This window comes from Streptomyces sp. NPDC059874 (assembly GCF_042731135.1).
Classification (GTDB): Bacteria; Actinomycetota; Actinomycetes; order Streptomycetales; family Streptomycetaceae; genus Streptomyces.
The window spans coordinates 13,787-28,388 of the sequence record NZ_JBHWJY010000070.1; the positions used below are offsets into that span (position 1 = coordinate 13,787).

Here is a 14,602-nt window from a genome sequence, read left to right on the forward strand (position 1 = left end):
CCCAACGGAGGGTGAGCGCGGCAGTGGTCGCGCTGCTGCTCGGCGGCGCGGGTATCGCCATGGCGGCCTCCCCTGCCCAGGCAGCGGAGACCACGTTCAAGGTCAAGTGCGTTCCGCCGGCCGGCGGTGGCGGCCCGGTCGAGGGCGAGACCACGGCCAAGATCACGGCCCCGGCCACCGCGAAGGTCGGTGACGAGGTCGACGTGGTGTGGGAGACCGTCAAGCCGGCCTCGAACAACACGGACCTGATGGACATCCCGGAGAACGCGGTCCAGCCCACCGGCTGGATCGCGCTGGGCAGCGGGATGGGCGAGCTCAAGGTCGTCGGGGAGAAGAAGAACCCGCCGATCCCCAAGAAGGCGCCCATGCAGATGTCGCCGATGAAGGGCAAGCTCAAGCTGACCAAGGCCGGGAAGATCACCCTGACCCCCGGCAAGTACGACGTGGCCGTCACCTTCTCCTTCGGCACGTTCGTCACCAAGTGCGCGCCGACCGGTGACGTGGGCGTCGGGGCCACCATCGACGTGTCGGCCGGGTCCACGAGCGGCGGCACGACCAGTGGCGGCACCACGAGCGGCGGCACGACCGGCACCGCCGGCACCACCGGAGGGACCACGACCAGCGGCGGCGGCACCAGCTCAGGCGGTACCACCGCCGGAAACGGCGGCCAGACCGACTTCCCGGGCAAGGCCGTCGAGGTGGCCTTCGACTGCGGTCCGGTCGTTCCCGGCGGCATCAAGACCCCGGTCACGATCAACGCCAAGAAGAACGGCGGCAGCTACGACCTGACGGTCAAGACCGCGAAGGGCGCGATGGCCGCGCCCATGGCGCTGCCCGCAGGGGCCCTCAAGCCCTCGATGGACGTCAAGCTCGGCGGCGCGGACAGCGGCACGGTCAAGGTCTCCGGCCCGGCCAACGCGGAGCCGATCCCGGACAAGGCCCCGGTCAGCCTCAGCGACATGACCGGCACCTACAAGCCCGGCAAGTCCGGCAAGGTGACGCTGAGCCCGGACCAGCTGACGATCGACGTCACGATGGCCCCGGGGGCCACGCCGATCAACGTCCCCTGCAAGGCGACCAGCAGCGGCGTCTCGCTGGAGCTGGACACCACCGCCCAGCCGGGCGGCTCCGGCTCCTCCACCACCAGCACCAGCACCACCACCTCGGGAGGTCTCGCCGAGACCGGTGCCGAGGACGAGGGCGGCATCAAGGCCCTCGCCCTGGTCGCCGGCACCGTGATCCTCCTCGGCGGCGCGGTGTTCACCTTCACCCCGTGGCGCCGCCTGCGCGGCACGCGCCAGTAGGCGGCACGCGCCGGTAGTACGGCAAAGGGAACGGCCCGGCACACCTTCCGGTGTGCCGGGCCGTTCGCCGTCGCGGGGGGTGCGTCAGTGCACGCCACCCATGAGCGGCTGGACCTTCTTGCGGTACATGTAGATCGCGATGCCGGCGAGGATGGCGAGCACGCCCTGGCTGGCGAACCAGCCCTGGGTGTCCGTCGGGGCGCCGATCAGCTGGAGCAGCGCGATGGCCGAGTCACCGGCGGTGACCGCGAGGAAGAAGACGCCCATCATCTGGGAGCCGTACTTCTGCGGCGCCAGCTTGGTGGTCAGCGACAGGCCGACGGGGGAGAGGGTGAGCTCACCGACGGTCTGGATGAAGTACACGCCGACCAGCCACATCGGGCTGACCTTCGCGTCGCCGCCGGCCAGGCCCTGGGCGACCATCATGACGCCGAAGGAGGCGCCGATCATGACCAGCGCGAAGGAGAACTTCGCCAGGGTGGTCGGCTCCTTGGAGCGCTTGGCGAGGGCCACCCACAGCATCGCGAAGAGCGGGGCGAGGGCCATCACGAACAGCGGGTTCAGCGACTGGAACCAGCTCTCCGGGAAGTTGAAGCCGAACAGCGTGCTGTCCGTGCTGTCCTTCGCGAACAGGGACAGCGTGGAGCCGGTCTGGTCGTAGATCGCCCAGAAGATCGCGGCGGCGGCGAAGAACCAGACGTACGCCGACATGCGGGACCGCTCGACGTCGGAGAGGTCCTTGTCGCGCTTGATCCGCAGGATCGCCCACGCGGGCAGGACCAGACCGGCGATGGTCAGCGGCCACAGCGCGTAGTTGATCGTGAAGATGCCGGCCAGACCGATGGCCGCGTAGGCGGCGACGGCGACACCGAGCCAGATCAGGCCCTTCTTGACGACCGAGGACTTCTCGGCGGCGCTCAGCGGGCTCGGAACGGTGTTCGAGACCGGGTTGAGGTGGCGGAAGCCGAAGAAGTAGAAGGCGAGACCCAGGGCCATGCCGACACCGGCCATCGCGAACCCGAGGTGCCAGTTGACCTCCTGGCCGACGTAGCCGATGGTCAGCGGGGCGACGAAGGCACCGAGGTTGATGCCCATGTAGAAGATCGTGAAGCCACCGTCACGGCGCGGGTCGTTCTTGTCCCGGTACAGCTGGCCGACCATCGTGGAGATGTTGGCCTTGAGCACGCCCGAACCGGCGGCGATCAGCGCCAGACCGATGAAGAACGAGACGGACGAGGGCACCGCCAGCAGGAAGTGACCCGTCATGATCACGACACCGGCGACGGCCACGGCCTTGCGGGCGCCCCACACGCGGTCACCGAGCCAGCCGCCCGGGAGGGCGAGCAGGTAGACCATCGCGTTGTAGACGGAGTAGATCGCGACCGCGGTCGCGTCGTTCATCCCGAGACCACCGTCGGCCACGTTCGTGGCCAGGTAGAGCACGAGCAGCGCGCGCATGCCGTAGAAGCTGTAGCGCTCCCACATCTCGGTCATGAAGAGGAAGGCGAGGCCGCTGGGGTGGCCGAGGAAGGTCTTCTCGGCGGAGGTGTCCGCCGCGTCCCTCGTCAGGCTGGAAGCCATGGGTCGATCCTTGCTTGCTCGGGACGCTTCGCTTCGTGAGCGGAACAGCGCCCGGGACGAGTGGCCGGCACCGGCGGCGGACCTCCCACCCCACGCCCAGGGGTCTCGCCCCGAGGTGGGGGGCGAAGGAACATCCGTAACCGGGATCCACGCCCGCTCGCGCACCTTCGCGCGACGGGCCCGGCCCATAGGTCATTCACTGTCATCGAGCTCGGACAGGTGAGTCCATCAAGACTGCCTGTCCGGTCAGGACAGAAATAGAGACCTTCGGCTCGTTTTGGCACAAAGGTCCCTGAGGTAGTGCATCAGGCGTCTCGCCACCATACGACACGACAGTGCGGCATATGAAAGGACTTGAGAGATGGATCACAGGTTAACCGGGAACCGTTTGGGCATATTCGAAGGCCGTCAGTAGTCCATAAGGCCAGTTCGGCAGGGGTATGACGGCAGGCCCCTCGATTCACTCACCGCGGACTACCATCACCCACATGACGCGTGTACTGCTCGCCGAGGACGACGCATCCATCTCGGAACCCCTGGCCCGCGCCCTGCGCCGGGAAGGGTACGAGGTCGAGGTCCGGGAGGACGGCCCCACCGCCCTGGACGCGGGACTGCAGGGCGGCGTCGATCTCGTCGTCCTGGACCTGGGCCTGCCGGGCATGGACGGCCTGGAAGTCGCCCGCAGGCTGCGCGCCGAGGGCCACGGCTTCCCGATCCTGGTCCTGACCGCCCGCGCGGACGAGGTGGACACGGTGGTCGGCCTCGACGCCGGCGCCGACGACTACGTCACCAAGCCCTTCCGGCTCGCCGAGCTGCTGGCCCGCGTCCGGGCCCTGCTCCGGCGCGGCGCCAACGAGGCCGCCCAGCCCCCCGCCACCCACGGCGTGCGGATCGACGTGGAATCGCACCGCGCGTGGATGGGGGAGGAGGAGCTCCAGCTCACCGCCAAGGAATTCGACCTGCTGCGGGTCCTGGTCCGCGACGCGGGCCGGGTCGTCACCCGCGACCAGCTCATGCGCGAGGTCTGGGACACCACCTGGTGGTCCTCCACCAAGACCCTAGACATGCACATCTCCTGGCTGCGCAAGAAGCTCGGCGACGACGCGGCGAACCCCCGCTACATCGCCACCGTCCGGGGCGTCGGCTTCCGCTTCGAGAAGAGCTAGTGCTGTGACCGTAAAGGTTCACCGGGTCACGGCGTCCGGCACGGCACCTCGCCGCGTCGTCGGACCGCGCGAGTACGTCCAGTACGAGCCGCGTCCCTCCGCCTTGCGATGCACCGCACCGGACACCGTGGCCCGGCAAACCTTTCCGGCCGCAGCACTGGTGCGTACTGAGCCATGCGCCGCCGCCTGATCAACTCCACGCTCGCCGTGGTGCTCGTCGTGATCGCCGTCTTCGGGGTCTCCCTGGTCATCGTGGAGACCCGGACGATCACCAACAGCGCCCAGGACCGCATCGAGTCCGAGGCGCTGCGCCTGGTCGGCATCGTCGAGGCGAACGTCCTGGAGAAGACGCCGGTCGACGACGGCGCGCTCGCCGAACAGCTCGACGCCGGCCACTACGCCCGGATCACCCTCCCCGGCAGGCCGCCCGTGGAGGTCGGCGCCCGGATCGCCGACGACGTCATCCGCGGCACCGCGCGCGGAGAGCAGGGTGAGACGGTCGTCGTCGAAGCCTCCCGCTCCACCGTGACCAAGGAGGTCGGGCGGACCCTGGCCGTGGTCGGCGCGGTGGCGCTGCTCGCCGTCGTGGCGGCCGTACTGCTCGCCGTACGACAGGCGAACCGGCTCGCCTCCCCGCTCACCGACCTGGCCGAGACCGCGGAACGCCTCGGCTCGGGCGACCCCAGGCCCCGGCACAGGAGGTACGGGGTGCCCGAGCTGGACCGGGTCGCGGACGTCCTCGACTCCAGCGCCGAGCGGATCGGCCGGATGCTGACCGCCGAGCGGCGCCTCGCCGCCGACGCTTCGCACCAGCTGCGCACCCCGCTCACGGCGCTGTCGATGCGGCTGGAGGAGATCACCGTCACCGACGACCTGGAGACCGTGCGGGAGGAGGCGACGATCGCCCTCACCCAGGTGGAGCGGCTCACGGACGTGGTGCAGCGGCTGCTCACGAACTCGCGGGACCCGCGCACGGGATCCGCCGTCCCCTTCGACCTGGACGAGGTCGTCAAACAGCAGGTGGAGGAGTGGCGGCCCGCCTACCGCAGCGCCGGCCGGGCCATCGTGCGCTCCGGCAAGCAGGGCGTACGGGCCGTCGGCACCCCCGGCGCGGTCGCACAGGTCCTGGCGACCCTCGTGGAGAACGCGCTCATGCACGGCGGCGGCACGGTCGCGCTGCGCACCCGGGTCGTCGGCAACCAGGCGGTGCTGGAGGTCACCGACGAGGGCCCCGGGGTCCCGCCCGACCTCGGCAACCGGATCTTCGAGCGGGCCATCAGCGGCCGCAACTCCACCGGGATCGGCCTCGCCGTCGCCCGGGACCTCGCGGAGGCGGACGGCGGACGCCTCGAACTGCTCCAGGCCCAGCCGCCGGTCTTCGCGCTGTTCCTCAGCCGCACGGCGCCGGAACGGACCGAGCCCGAGGCGACGGTCCGCTAGCCGGCCGCCTTAGCTGTTCGCGGGCTCCGGCTCGGGCAGCGGCTCGGGCTCGGGCTTGCGCTCGGGCTTGGGCAGCGGCGCCGGGTCGGGCATGGGCTCGGCGGGCGTGGCCGCCACGGGAAGCGCTTTGAACACCCAGGTGCGGTAGGACCAGAAACGGAACACGGTGGCCGTCCCGATGCCGATGAACTTGAACACGTTGCTGGCGACGGGACCGCCCCAGCCGAAGCCGTACGTGGCGACGTACAGCACACCGTTCTCGATGACCAGGCCGATCGCGCTGAACGCCACGAACAGGACCAGCTCGCGCGTGCGCCCGGCGGGGTCGCTCTGGGCGCGGTCGCGGTAGGCGAAGTAGCGGAAGCCGAGGTAGTTCGTGGCGATGGCGACGACGGTCGCTATCACGCTCGCGCGCACCACCTGGAGGTCGGTGGTGTTGCGGATCAGGTTGAAGACACCCAGGTTGACCAGCACGCCCAGACCGCCGACCGCCCCGAACTTGGCGACCTCCCGCAGGAGACCGCGTACGCGTTCGAGAACAGATCCGTTCCCAGGCGTGCTCATCAGTAGGTCAGTCCTGTCGGTCACCGCCCCCACCAGGGGCGTCCGGTGTTCTCCGTCAACCCACCCATGCTAAGTGTCCCCCCTGTGCTCCGTCTGTGCCTTCCGGCCGCGTGCGACGCACGGCACACACCGCGGAGATCACCGACGGGTCCGAGCCAGGCCACGTCCATATGGCGGAATCTCGCCGGATACCCTGGAGGAGTGACGTTCCCGGTAGTCGGCATGGTCGGCGGCGGACAGCTCGCCCGCATGACCCACGAGGCGGGTATCCCCCTCGGCATCAGATTCAAGCTCCTCAGTGACACCCCACAGGACTCGGCGGCCCAGGTCGTGAGCGATGTCGTCATCGGCGACTATCGCGATCTGGAGACGCTGCGCGCCTTCGCGCGCGGCTGCGACGTGATCACTTTCGATCACGAGCACGTACCCACCGAACACCTGCGGGCCCTGGAAGCGGACGGCATCCCCGTCCGCCCGGGGCCCGACGCGTTGGTGCACGCCCAGGACAAGGGGGTGATGCGCGCCAAGCTCGACGAGATCGGCGCGCCCAGCCCCCGCCACCGGATCGTGAGCGATCCGGCGGACGTGGAGGCCTTCGCGGCGGAGGTCGGCGGGTTCCCCGTCATCCTCAAGACCGTGCGAGGCGGCTACGACGGCAAGGGCGTGTGGTTCGTACGCACCCCGGAGGACGCGGACGCGCCCTTCCGGGCCGGTGTCCCCGTCCTCGCCGAAGAGAAGGTGGACTTCGTCCGCGAACTCGCGGCCAACATCGTCCGTTCCCCCCACGGCCAGGCCGTGGCCTATCCCGTCGTGGAGTCCGTCCAGGTGGACGGGGTCTGCGACACGGTCATCGCGCCCGCCCCGAACCTCTCCGAGGAGCTCGCGGGCGAGGCACAGGCCCTCGCCCTGCGCATCGCCAAGGAACTCGACGTGACCGGCCACCTGGCCGTGGAACTGTTCGAGACCACCGACGGCCGGATCCTGGTCAACGAACTGGCGATGCGCCCGCACAACAGCGGCCACTGGACCCAGGACGGGGCCGTGACCTCCCAGTTCGCCAACCACGTACGCGCGGTCCTGGACCTTCCGCTGGGCGACCCGCGCCCCCGCGCCAAGTGGACCGTCATGGCGAACGTACTGGGCGGGGACTACCCGGACATGTACGCGGCGTACCTGCACTGCATGGCCCACGACCCGCAGCTGAAGATCCACATGTACGGCAAGGACGTGAAACACGGCCGCAAGGTCGGCCACGTCAACACCTACGGCGACGACCTGGACGATGTGCTGGAGCGCGCACGCCACGCAGCCGACTACCTCAGAGGAACGGTCACGGAATGAGCACCTCCGCCGCAGGTCCGATCATCGGCATCGTCATGGGCTCCGACTCGGACTGGCCCGTCATGGAGGCCGCCGCCCAGGCGCTCGACGATTTCGAGATCCCCTACGAGGTCGACGTCGTCTCCGCGCACCGGATGCCGCGCGAGATGATCGCGTACGGGGAGCAGGCCGCCGAGCGCGGTCTGAAGGCGATCATCGCGGGCGCGGGCGGGGCCGCCCACCTGCCCGGGATGCTGGCCTCGGTCACCCCGCTCCCGGTCATCGGCGTGCCGGTACCGCTGAAGTACCTCGACGGCATGGACTCCCTGCTGTCGATCGTCCAGATGCCGGCCGGAGTCCCCGTCGCCACCGTCTCCGTCGGCGGCGCCCGCAACGCCGGGCTGCTGGCCGCCCGCATCCTGGCCACGCACGACACCGAGCTGCTGGCGCGCATGCGCGACTTCCAGCAGGAGCTGGGCGACCAGGCCACCGAGAAGGGCAAGCGGCTGCGTACGAAGGTCGCGGGCGCGGAATCCTTCGGATTCGCCAAGTGAGCGCGGCGCAGCGCCTGGACGAGGCGCGCGAGCTGCTCGCCGCGTACCCGGTCGTCGACGGCCACAACGACCTCCCCTGGGCGCTGCGCGAGCAGGTCCGCTACGACTTGGCGCAGCGGGACATCGCGGGCGACCAGTCCGCCCACCTGCACACCGACATCCCCCGGCTGCGCGCCGGCGGGGTCGGTGCGCAGTTCTGGTCGGTCTACGTCCGCTCCGACTACGCCGGCGACGAGGCGGTCAGCGCCACGCTGGAGCAGATCGACGTGGTCGCCCAGCTGATCGACCGTTACCCCGGCGACCTGGTGCGGGCGCTGACGGCGGACGACATGGAGGCGGCCCGCGTCGACGGCCGGATCGCCTCGCTGATGGGCGCCGAGGGCGGCCACTCCATCAACAACTCGCTCGCCACCCTGCGCGCCCTGCACCAGCTGGGCGTGCGGTACATGACGCTCACGCACAACGACACCATCGACTGGGCGGACTCGGCGACCGACGAGCCCCGGCACGGCGGCCTCACGGACTTCGGCCGCGAGGTCGTCCGCGAGATGAACCGCATCGGCATGCTGGTGGACCTCTCGCACGTCGCCGAGACGACGATGCGCGACGCGCTCGCGGTGTCCGTGGCCCCGGTGGTCTTCTCGCACTCCTCGGCGCGTGCGGTGTGCGACCACCCGCGCAACATCCCGGACGACGTCCTGGCGCTCCTCCCCGCGAACGGCGGGGTCGCCATGGCCACCTTCGTCCCGAAGTTCATCCTCCCGGCGGCGGTGGAGTGGACCCTGGCCGCGGACGAGAACCTGCGCGCCCACGGTTTCCACCACCTGGACACCACCCCGGAGGCGATGGCCCTGCACCGGGCCTTCGAGGCGGCGAGCCCCCGCCCGGTGGCGACGGCCTCGACGGTGGCCGATCACCTGGACCACATGCGCGAGGTGGCCGGCATCGACCACATCGGCATCGGCGGCGACTACGACGGCACGGCCTTCACCCCGTCCGGCCTGGACGACGTGGCGGGCTACCCGAACCTGGTCGCGGAACTCCTGACCCGCGGCTGGTCCAAGCCCGACCTGGCGAAACTGACCTGGTCGAACGCGGTCCGCGCCCTCCGCGACGCGGAGTCGGTAGCCCGCGACCTGTCTGCGACGCGGGGCCCGTCGAACGCGGTGCTGTAGGGATCCCCACCGGGTGCGACGCCGTCGTCGGGGGCTCTGCCCCCGAACCCCCGCGCCTCAAACGCCGGCGAGGCTGGAATTGCCCACCGGCAGGCAGCGACCAAAATCCAGCCCCGGGTGTTTCAGCCCGTCCGGCGTTTGAGGACCGGGTCCGGGCGGAGCCCGGGGAACGGAGGAAGGGCGGGGCGGGGAGCAGCTCCGCGCAGCGGCGACCCGCGCCCAGCCCGGCCAGGGCGCGGCACCCGGCCCGGCCAGGGCACGGCACCCGGCACGGCCCGGCCAGGGCAACGGCACCCGGCACGGCCCGGCCAGGGCACGGCACCCGGCACGGCCCGGCCAGGGCACGGCACCCGGCACGGCCCGGCCAGGGCAACGGCACGCCCGCCCCGCCCGCCCAGGGCAGCGGCCACCCGAACGCCACACCCACCAAGCAACACACACGCCCCGCGTGTCACGGTGGCACCATCTCTCCCTGCTGCCGCCGAGACCGGAGCGAACGCCATGGCCGACCTGCAGGACGAACCCCACTCCGCGGGCATCGGAGCCGAAGACCCCCCGGCCCCCACCACCCCCGCGGCAGCGACCGGCGCGCTGGACCGGGCCGCCGCGTTGCTGTCCGTCCATCCCGTCGCGGACGGGTGCAACACGCTCGTCTGGACCTTGCGCCAGAGCCCGTACCACGACATCGACACCCCGGAAGCCGGTGTGGACACCGACATCCCCCGGCTGCGCGCCGGGGGAGTGGGGGCCCAGTTCTGGTCCCTGCTCGTCCCCTCGGGCCGGCCGCCCGAGGACGCGGTGTCCGAGACCCTGGAACAGATCGACGTGGCGCTGGCCCTGATGCGCCGCTACCCCGACAGCCTGCTCCTCGCGCTGAGCGCCGACGACATGGCCGACGCCCGCAACCGCGGCCGGATCGCCTCGTTCCTCGGCCCCGTGCCCGGCAGCACGCTCACCGACTCCCTCGGCGCACTGCGCGCCTTCCACACGTTGGGCGTACGGATCCTCGCTCCCGCAGGAGCGGCCTGGGCGACGGAGGGCCTGACGGCCTTCGGTCACCAGGTGGTCCGCGAGGCGAACCGGCTCGCGATCCTGCTGGATCTCGCCGGCTGCGATCCGGCGGCCGCCTGCCAGATCGCGGAGGACTCCAAGGCGCCGGTGGTCATCTCGAACACGGGGGCGGCCGCCCTGAACCCGCATCCCGGGAACGTGACCGACGAGGTCCTGCTCGCCCTGCGCGAGGCCGAAGGTCTGGCGATGGTCACCTTCGACACCGCCCGCACCGGGGATTCGCTGCACGCGGTGGCCGACCACATCGACCACGTCCGGGCCGTCGCGGGCGTGGGCGCCGTCGGGCTCGGTGCCGCCTTCGGCTCCGAACCGGGCATCCCCCGCCCGACCGGCCTCACCGATCCCTCGGGCTACCCCAAGCTGCTCGCGGAGCTACTGGACCGCGGCTGGTCGGAGTCCGACCTGGCCCTGCTGACCTGGGGCAATGCCCAGCGGGTCGTGCGCGACGCGGAATTCACGGCCCGCGCCGCCGGACACCGCCGGACCTAACAGGCGCAGAGACAGACGGGGTGCCCGGCCGGGTCGGCGTAGACCCTCCACGAGCGCCCGCGGTCGTCCGCGTCCAGGGGCTTGGCGCCCAGCGCGAGGATGCGCTCTTCCGCGACGTCGAGGTCCTCGACGGTCAGGTCCAGGTGGAACTGCTGCGAGCCCTCGGGGGAGGGCCAGTTCGGCGGGACGTGTCCGGGGGCCAGTTGGAAGGCGAGCGGGGTGCCCTCGTGGCCTTCCAGGTCCACCCAGGTCTCGTCCTCGGAGCTCGGGCTGCCGCCGAGCAGGCCGGCGTAGAAGGTGGCGAGGGCGAGCGGGTCGGGACAGTCGAGGACGACGGTGCCGAGCTTGGCGACGGCCATGGTTCTCTCCTTGGGGTTACCGGTAAGCGGCTCTTGCCGGTAACCCCCACCCTACGCGTTACCCCTACGCCGATCCAAGAGGTAACGTCGAGGCCATGAGTGGACGCGCACCGGCACCCGGCGGTCTCGCGCTGGTGGAAAGCCTCGTCAACACGCTGAGCGTGGACACGGGGGACGACCGCCTCGCGGCCGAGTTCGGCCTGTCCGGAGCGGCCCTCGCGGAAGCGGTGGAGCTCCGCGAGGCGCTGCGCGGGGCGCTGCTGGCCCACGCGGGCCACGACCTCCGCCCCGGCGCCGAGGACGGCCTGAACCGGCTCCTCGCCGAGGCCCCGCTGACGGTACGCATCGACGCGACCGGCGCCGCGACCCTCGCCCCCCTGGGCGAGCCGACCCTGCTCACCCGCATCGCCGAGGCCCTGGCCGAAGCATCCGCCGCCGGTACCTGGCCCCGCCTGAAGGCCTGCGCGGCGGACGACTGCCAGTGGGCGTACTACGACCGCAGCCCCGCGGGCCGCGGCCGCTGGTGCTCGATGTCGATCTGCGGCAGCCGAGCCAAGATGCGCACGTACCGGGCCCGCGCCTAGATCGCCGGCGCGGCTCAAAGCCCTGGGGCTCCGCCCCAGATCCTCCCCCAGACTCCGTCCGGGGGGACCCCCACACCTCAAACGCCGGCGGGGCTGGAATTGCCCCCTGCGGGCGATCCTGCGGCGTCTGGCGGACGGCATCAGCCAAAATCCAGCCACGCCGGCGTTTGAGGCGCGGGTTCCGGGGCGGAGCCCCGGCAACGGCGCCGCCCCCGACCCGGCCGGCCAGGCCTCAGGCCCGGGGGCGCCCCATCGCGCGGTACGTCCAGCCCGCCGCTCGCCACACCTGGGGGTCCAGCGCGTTGCGGCCGTCCAGGATCAGCCGGTCCGTGACGACGGAACCCAGCTCCGCCGGATCAAGGTCACGGAACTCGCGCCACTCCGTGAGGTGCAGGACGACCTCCGCCCCCCGCGCCGCCTCCCGCGCGGAGTCCGCGTACCCCAGCGTCGGGAAGACGCGCCGGGCGTTGTCCATGCCCTTGGGGTCGTAGACGGTGACCTGCCCGCCCTGGAGGTGGATCTGCCCCGCCACGTTCAGCGCGGGCGAGTCCCGTACGTCGTCCGAGTCCGGCTTGAAGGTGGCTCCGAGTACTGCCACCCGCTTGCCCAGGAACGACCCGCCGACCGCCTCCCGCGCCAGCTCGACCATGTGCCCGCGGCGGCGCATGTTGATCGAGTCGACCTCCCGCAGGAAGGTCAGCGCCTGGTCGGCGCCCAGCTCGCCGGCCCGCGCCATGAAGGCGCGGATGTCCTTCGGCAGGCAGCCGCCGCCGAAGCCGATCCCGGCCCGCAGGAACTTCGCGCCGATCCGCTCGTCGTAGCCGATGGCCTCCGCCAGCTTGGCCACGTCACCGCCGGCGGCCTCGCACACCTCCGCCATCGCGTTGATGAAGGAGATCTTCGTCGCCAGGAAGGAGTTGGCCGCGGTCTTGACCAGCTCGGCCGTCGGGAAGTCCGTGACGACCAGCGGGGTCCCCTCCGACATCGGGGTCTCGTACACCTCCCGCAGCAGCTTCTCGCCGCGTTCGCCCTGGACGCCGATCACGATCCGGTCGGGGTGCAGGGTGTCCTGCACCGCGAAGCCCTCCCGCAGGAACTCCGGATTCCAGGCCAGCTCCACGTCCGCGCCCGCGGGCGACAGCTCCACGAGCTTCGCCGCCAGCCGCTCCGCCGAGCCCACCGGTACCGTCGACTTGCCGACGACCAGCACCGGCCGCGTCAGGTGCGGGGCCAGCGAGGCCATCGCCGCGTCCACGTAACTCATGTCGCACGCGTACTCCCCGTGCTTCTGCGGCGTGTTCACGCAGACGAAGTGGACGTCGCCGAACTCCCCGACCTCCTCCCAGGAGGTGGTGAACCGCAGCCGCCCACTGGATCCCGGCAGCCCGGCCACGTGCTTGGCCAGCAGTTCTTCCAGCCCGGGCTCGTACATGGGCACCCGACCGGACGCCAGCAGCTCGATCTTCTCGGGGACCACGTCCAGCCCCAGCACCTCGAAGCCCAGCTCCGCCATCGCCGCGGCGTGGGTGGCGCCGAGGTATCCGGTGCCGATCACAGTGATCCTGAGGGGGGCCATGGGTGCTCCAGAGGTGCGGGGCCGTTTGCGGCCACTGAGCATAGTCGGGCCCGCGGCGGGGGACGTTCCCCCTCTGTCACGCAACTCACGCGGGCCGTCCATATCGCTGCCCCTGCGTCGACGACTAAGCTTGGGTTACTTAACGGTAGTTAGCATCACGCATCACCCTTGGGGAGTGAGAGATCTTGGCGGGTTCTGCCGACTTCGACCTGTACCGCCCGGCCGAGGAGCACGACATGCTCCGCGAGTCCGTCCGCTCGCTCGCCGAGGCGAAGATCCTGCCGTTCGCGGCCGCGGTCGACGAGGAGTCCCGCTTCCCGCAGGAGGCCCTCGACGCGCTGGTCGCCAGCGACCTGCACGCCGTCCACGTGCCCGAGACCTACGGCGGCGCCGGCGCGGACGCGCTCGCCACCGTGATCGTGATCGAGGAGGTGGCCCGCGTCTGCGCGTCCTCCTCCCTCATCCCCGCCGTCAACAAGCTCGGCTCGCTCCCGGTGATCCTCTCCGGCTCCGAGGAGCTCAAGGCCAAGTACCTCGGCCCGCTGGCCAAGGGCGACGCGATGTTCTCGTACGCGCTCTCCGAGCCGGACGCGGGCTCCGACGCCGCCGGCATGAAGACCCGCGCCGTGCGCGACGGGGACTTCTGGGTGCTCAACGGCGTGAAGCGCTGGATCACCAACGCGGGCGTCTCCGAGTACTACACGGTCATGGCCGTCACCGACCCGGAGAAGCGCTCCAAGGGCATCAGCGCCTTCGTCGTCGAGAAGTCGGACGAGGGCGTCTCCTTCGGCGCCCCGGAGAAGAAGCTCGGCATCAAGGGCTCCCCGACGCGCGAGGTCTACCTCGACAACGTCCGCATCCCCGCCGACCGCATGATCGGCGCCGAGGGCACCGGCTTCGCCACCGCGATGAAGACCCTCGACCACACCCGCATCACCATCGCCGCCCAGGCGCTCGGCATCGCCCAGGGCGCCCTGGACTACGCCAAGGGCTACGTCCAGGAGCGCAAGCAGTTCGGCAAGCCGATCGGCGACTTCCAGGGCGTGCAGTTCATGCTCGCGGACATGGCCATGAAGATCGAGGCCGCCCGTCAGCTGACGTACGCGGCCGCGGCCAAGTCGGAGCGCGTCGACGGCGACCTCACCTTCTTCGGCGCCGCCGCCAAGTGCTTCGCCTCCGACGTGGCCATGGAGGTCACCACGGACGCCGTCCAGCTCCTCGGCGGCTACGGCTACACCCGCGACTACCCGGTCGAGCGCATGATGCGCGATGCCAAGATCACGCAGATCTACGAGGGCACGAACCAGGTCCAGCGCATCGTCATGGCCCGCAACCTTCCGTAGCGGCACCGCTCTGACCTGCACGAACACCCAAGACCCCCGGCTGCGGCCGGGGGTCTTGCGCGTGCCCTAGGCTGTG

13 protein-coding genes are annotated in these 14,602 nt (G+C 71.1%); 9 read left to right on the top strand and 4 right to left on the bottom strand.

Going from position 1 to position 14,602, the window contains the following annotated elements; translation table 11 throughout:
• Positions 1-11 precede the first annotated feature (11 nt).
• Positions 12-1,304, top strand: a complete 1,293-nt coding sequence (locus ACFV9H_RS30975; RefSeq protein ID WP_385404677.1) for a hypothetical protein — start codon at positions 12-14, stop codon at positions 1,302-1,304.
• Positions 1,305-1,388: 84 nt separating this feature from the next.
• On the opposite strand, the gene ACFV9H_RS30980 is transcribed toward ACFV9H_RS30975, so the two are convergent.
• Positions 1,389-2,885: a peptide MFS transporter gene (locus tag ACFV9H_RS30980; protein ID WP_385404679.1), complete on the bottom strand. Its 1,497-nt coding sequence runs from the start codon at positions 2,883-2,885 to the stop codon at positions 1,389-1,391.
• 488 nt (positions 2,886-3,373) lie between these two features.
• Here ACFV9H_RS30980 and ACFV9H_RS30985 point away from each other — a divergent pair, with 488 nt between their 5' ends.
• Positions 3,374-4,051, top strand: a complete 678-nt coding sequence (locus tag ACFV9H_RS30985; protein ID WP_030659823.1) for a response regulator transcription factor — start codon at positions 3,374-3,376, stop codon at positions 4,049-4,051.
• 174 nt (positions 4,052-4,225) lie between these two features.
• Entirely contained in the window at positions 4,226-5,491 is a 1,266-nt protein-coding gene (locus ACFV9H_RS30990) for an ATP-binding protein (RefSeq protein ID WP_385404682.1), read from the top strand.
• A 9-nt stretch (positions 5,492-5,500) separates the two neighbouring features.
• Here the strand turns inward: ACFV9H_RS30990 and ACFV9H_RS30995 are convergent, their stop codons facing one another.
• Positions 5,501-6,055: a GtrA family protein gene (locus tag ACFV9H_RS30995; protein WP_385404685.1), complete on the bottom strand. Its 555-nt coding sequence runs from the start codon at positions 6,053-6,055 to the stop codon at positions 5,501-5,503.
• 201 nt (positions 6,056-6,256) lie between these two features.
• On the opposite strand from ACFV9H_RS30995, the gene ACFV9H_RS31000 reads away from it, so the two are divergent.
• From ACFV9H_RS31000 to ACFV9H_RS31015, 4 genes are all read left to right on the top strand, one after another.
• Complete coding sequence (locus tag ACFV9H_RS31000) at positions 6,257-7,396, top strand: 5-(carboxyamino)imidazole ribonucleotide synthase (RefSeq protein ID WP_385404688.1); 1,140 nt, start codon at positions 6,257-6,259, stop codon at positions 7,394-7,396.
• On the top strand, positions 7,393-7,929 hold the full coding sequence (gene purE / locus ACFV9H_RS31005; protein ID WP_385404690.1) for a 5-(carboxyamino)imidazole ribonucleotide mutase: 537 nt from the start codon (positions 7,393-7,395) through the stop codon (positions 7,927-7,929). The genes ACFV9H_RS31000 and purE overlap by 4 nt, the downstream gene beginning before the upstream one ends.
• Positions 7,926-9,104 carry a dipeptidase gene (locus tag ACFV9H_RS31010; RefSeq protein ID WP_385404693.1) on the top strand — a complete coding sequence of 393 codons (1,179 nt, stop codon included), beginning with the start codon at positions 7,926-7,928 and terminating at the stop codon, positions 9,102-9,104. The genes purE and ACFV9H_RS31010 overlap by 4 nt, the downstream gene beginning before the upstream one ends.
• Positions 9,105-9,605: 501 nt before the next feature.
• A complete protein-coding gene (locus tag ACFV9H_RS31015; RefSeq protein ID WP_385404696.1) occupies positions 9,606-10,664 on the top strand; it encodes a membrane dipeptidase in 1,059 nt (352 codons plus the stop codon).
• Here the strand turns inward: ACFV9H_RS31015 and ACFV9H_RS31020 are convergent.
• Positions 10,661-11,023 carry a VOC family protein gene (locus tag ACFV9H_RS31020; RefSeq protein ID WP_385404698.1) on the bottom strand — a complete coding sequence of 121 codons (363 nt, stop codon included), beginning with the start codon at positions 11,021-11,023 and terminating at the stop codon, positions 10,661-10,663. The genes ACFV9H_RS31015 and ACFV9H_RS31020 overlap by 4 nt on opposite strands.
• 95 nt (positions 11,024-11,118) lie before the next feature.
• Here ACFV9H_RS31020 and ACFV9H_RS31025 point away from each other — a divergent pair, with 95 nt between their 5' ends.
• Positions 11,119-11,607 carry a CGNR zinc finger domain-containing protein gene (locus tag ACFV9H_RS31025; RefSeq protein ID WP_385404700.1) on the top strand — a complete coding sequence of 163 codons (489 nt, stop codon included), beginning with the start codon at positions 11,119-11,121 and terminating at the stop codon, positions 11,605-11,607.
• 232 nt (positions 11,608-11,839) lie between these two features.
• Here ACFV9H_RS31025 and ACFV9H_RS31030 read toward each other — a convergent pair whose 3' ends face one another.
• The gene (locus ACFV9H_RS31030; RefSeq protein WP_385404703.1) at positions 11,840-13,183 is read right to left on the bottom strand and encodes a UDP-glucose dehydrogenase family protein; all 1,344 of its coding nucleotides are present in this window, start codon (positions 13,181-13,183) and stop codon (positions 11,840-11,842) included.
• Positions 13,184-13,368: 185 nt separating this feature from the next.
• Between ACFV9H_RS31030 and ACFV9H_RS31035 the strand changes: the two genes are divergently transcribed.
• Complete coding sequence (locus ACFV9H_RS31035; RefSeq protein WP_030716523.1) at positions 13,369-14,526, top strand: acyl-CoA dehydrogenase family protein; 1,158 nt, start codon at positions 13,369-13,371, stop codon at positions 14,524-14,526.
• Positions 14,527-14,602 lie beyond the last annotated feature (76 nt).

Coding starts and splice junctions, on each gene's coding strand:
- ACFV9H_RS31025 (WP_385404700.1), top strand. CDS start 11,119: ATGAGTGGACGCGCACCGGCACCCGGCGGTCTCGCGCTGGTGGAAAGC.
- ACFV9H_RS30990 (WP_385404682.1), top strand. CDS start 4,226: ATGCGCCGCCGCCTGATCAACTCCACGCTCGCCGTGGTGCTCGTCGTG.
- ACFV9H_RS31030 (WP_385404703.1), bottom strand. CDS start 13,183: ATGGCCCCCCTCAGGATCACTGTGATCGGCACCGGATACCTCGGCGCC.
- ACFV9H_RS31015 (WP_385404696.1), top strand. CDS start 9,606: ATGGCCGACCTGCAGGACGAACCCCACTCCGCGGGCATCGGAGCCGAA.
- ACFV9H_RS30980 (WP_385404679.1), bottom strand. CDS start 2,885: ATGGCTTCCAGCCTGACGAGGGACGCGGCGGACACCTCCGCCGAGAAG.
- purE (WP_385404690.1), top strand. CDS start 7,393: ATGAGCACCTCCGCCGCAGGTCCGATCATCGGCATCGTCATGGGCTCC.
- ACFV9H_RS31020 (WP_385404698.1), bottom strand. CDS start 11,023: ATGGCCGTCGCCAAGCTCGGCACCGTCGTCCTCGACTGTCCCGACCCG.
- ACFV9H_RS30995 (WP_385404685.1), bottom strand. CDS start 6,055: ATGAGCACGCCTGGGAACGGATCTGTTCTCGAACGCGTACGCGGTCTC.
- ACFV9H_RS30985 (WP_030659823.1), top strand. CDS start 3,374: ATGACGCGTGTACTGCTCGCCGAGGACGACGCATCCATCTCGGAACCC.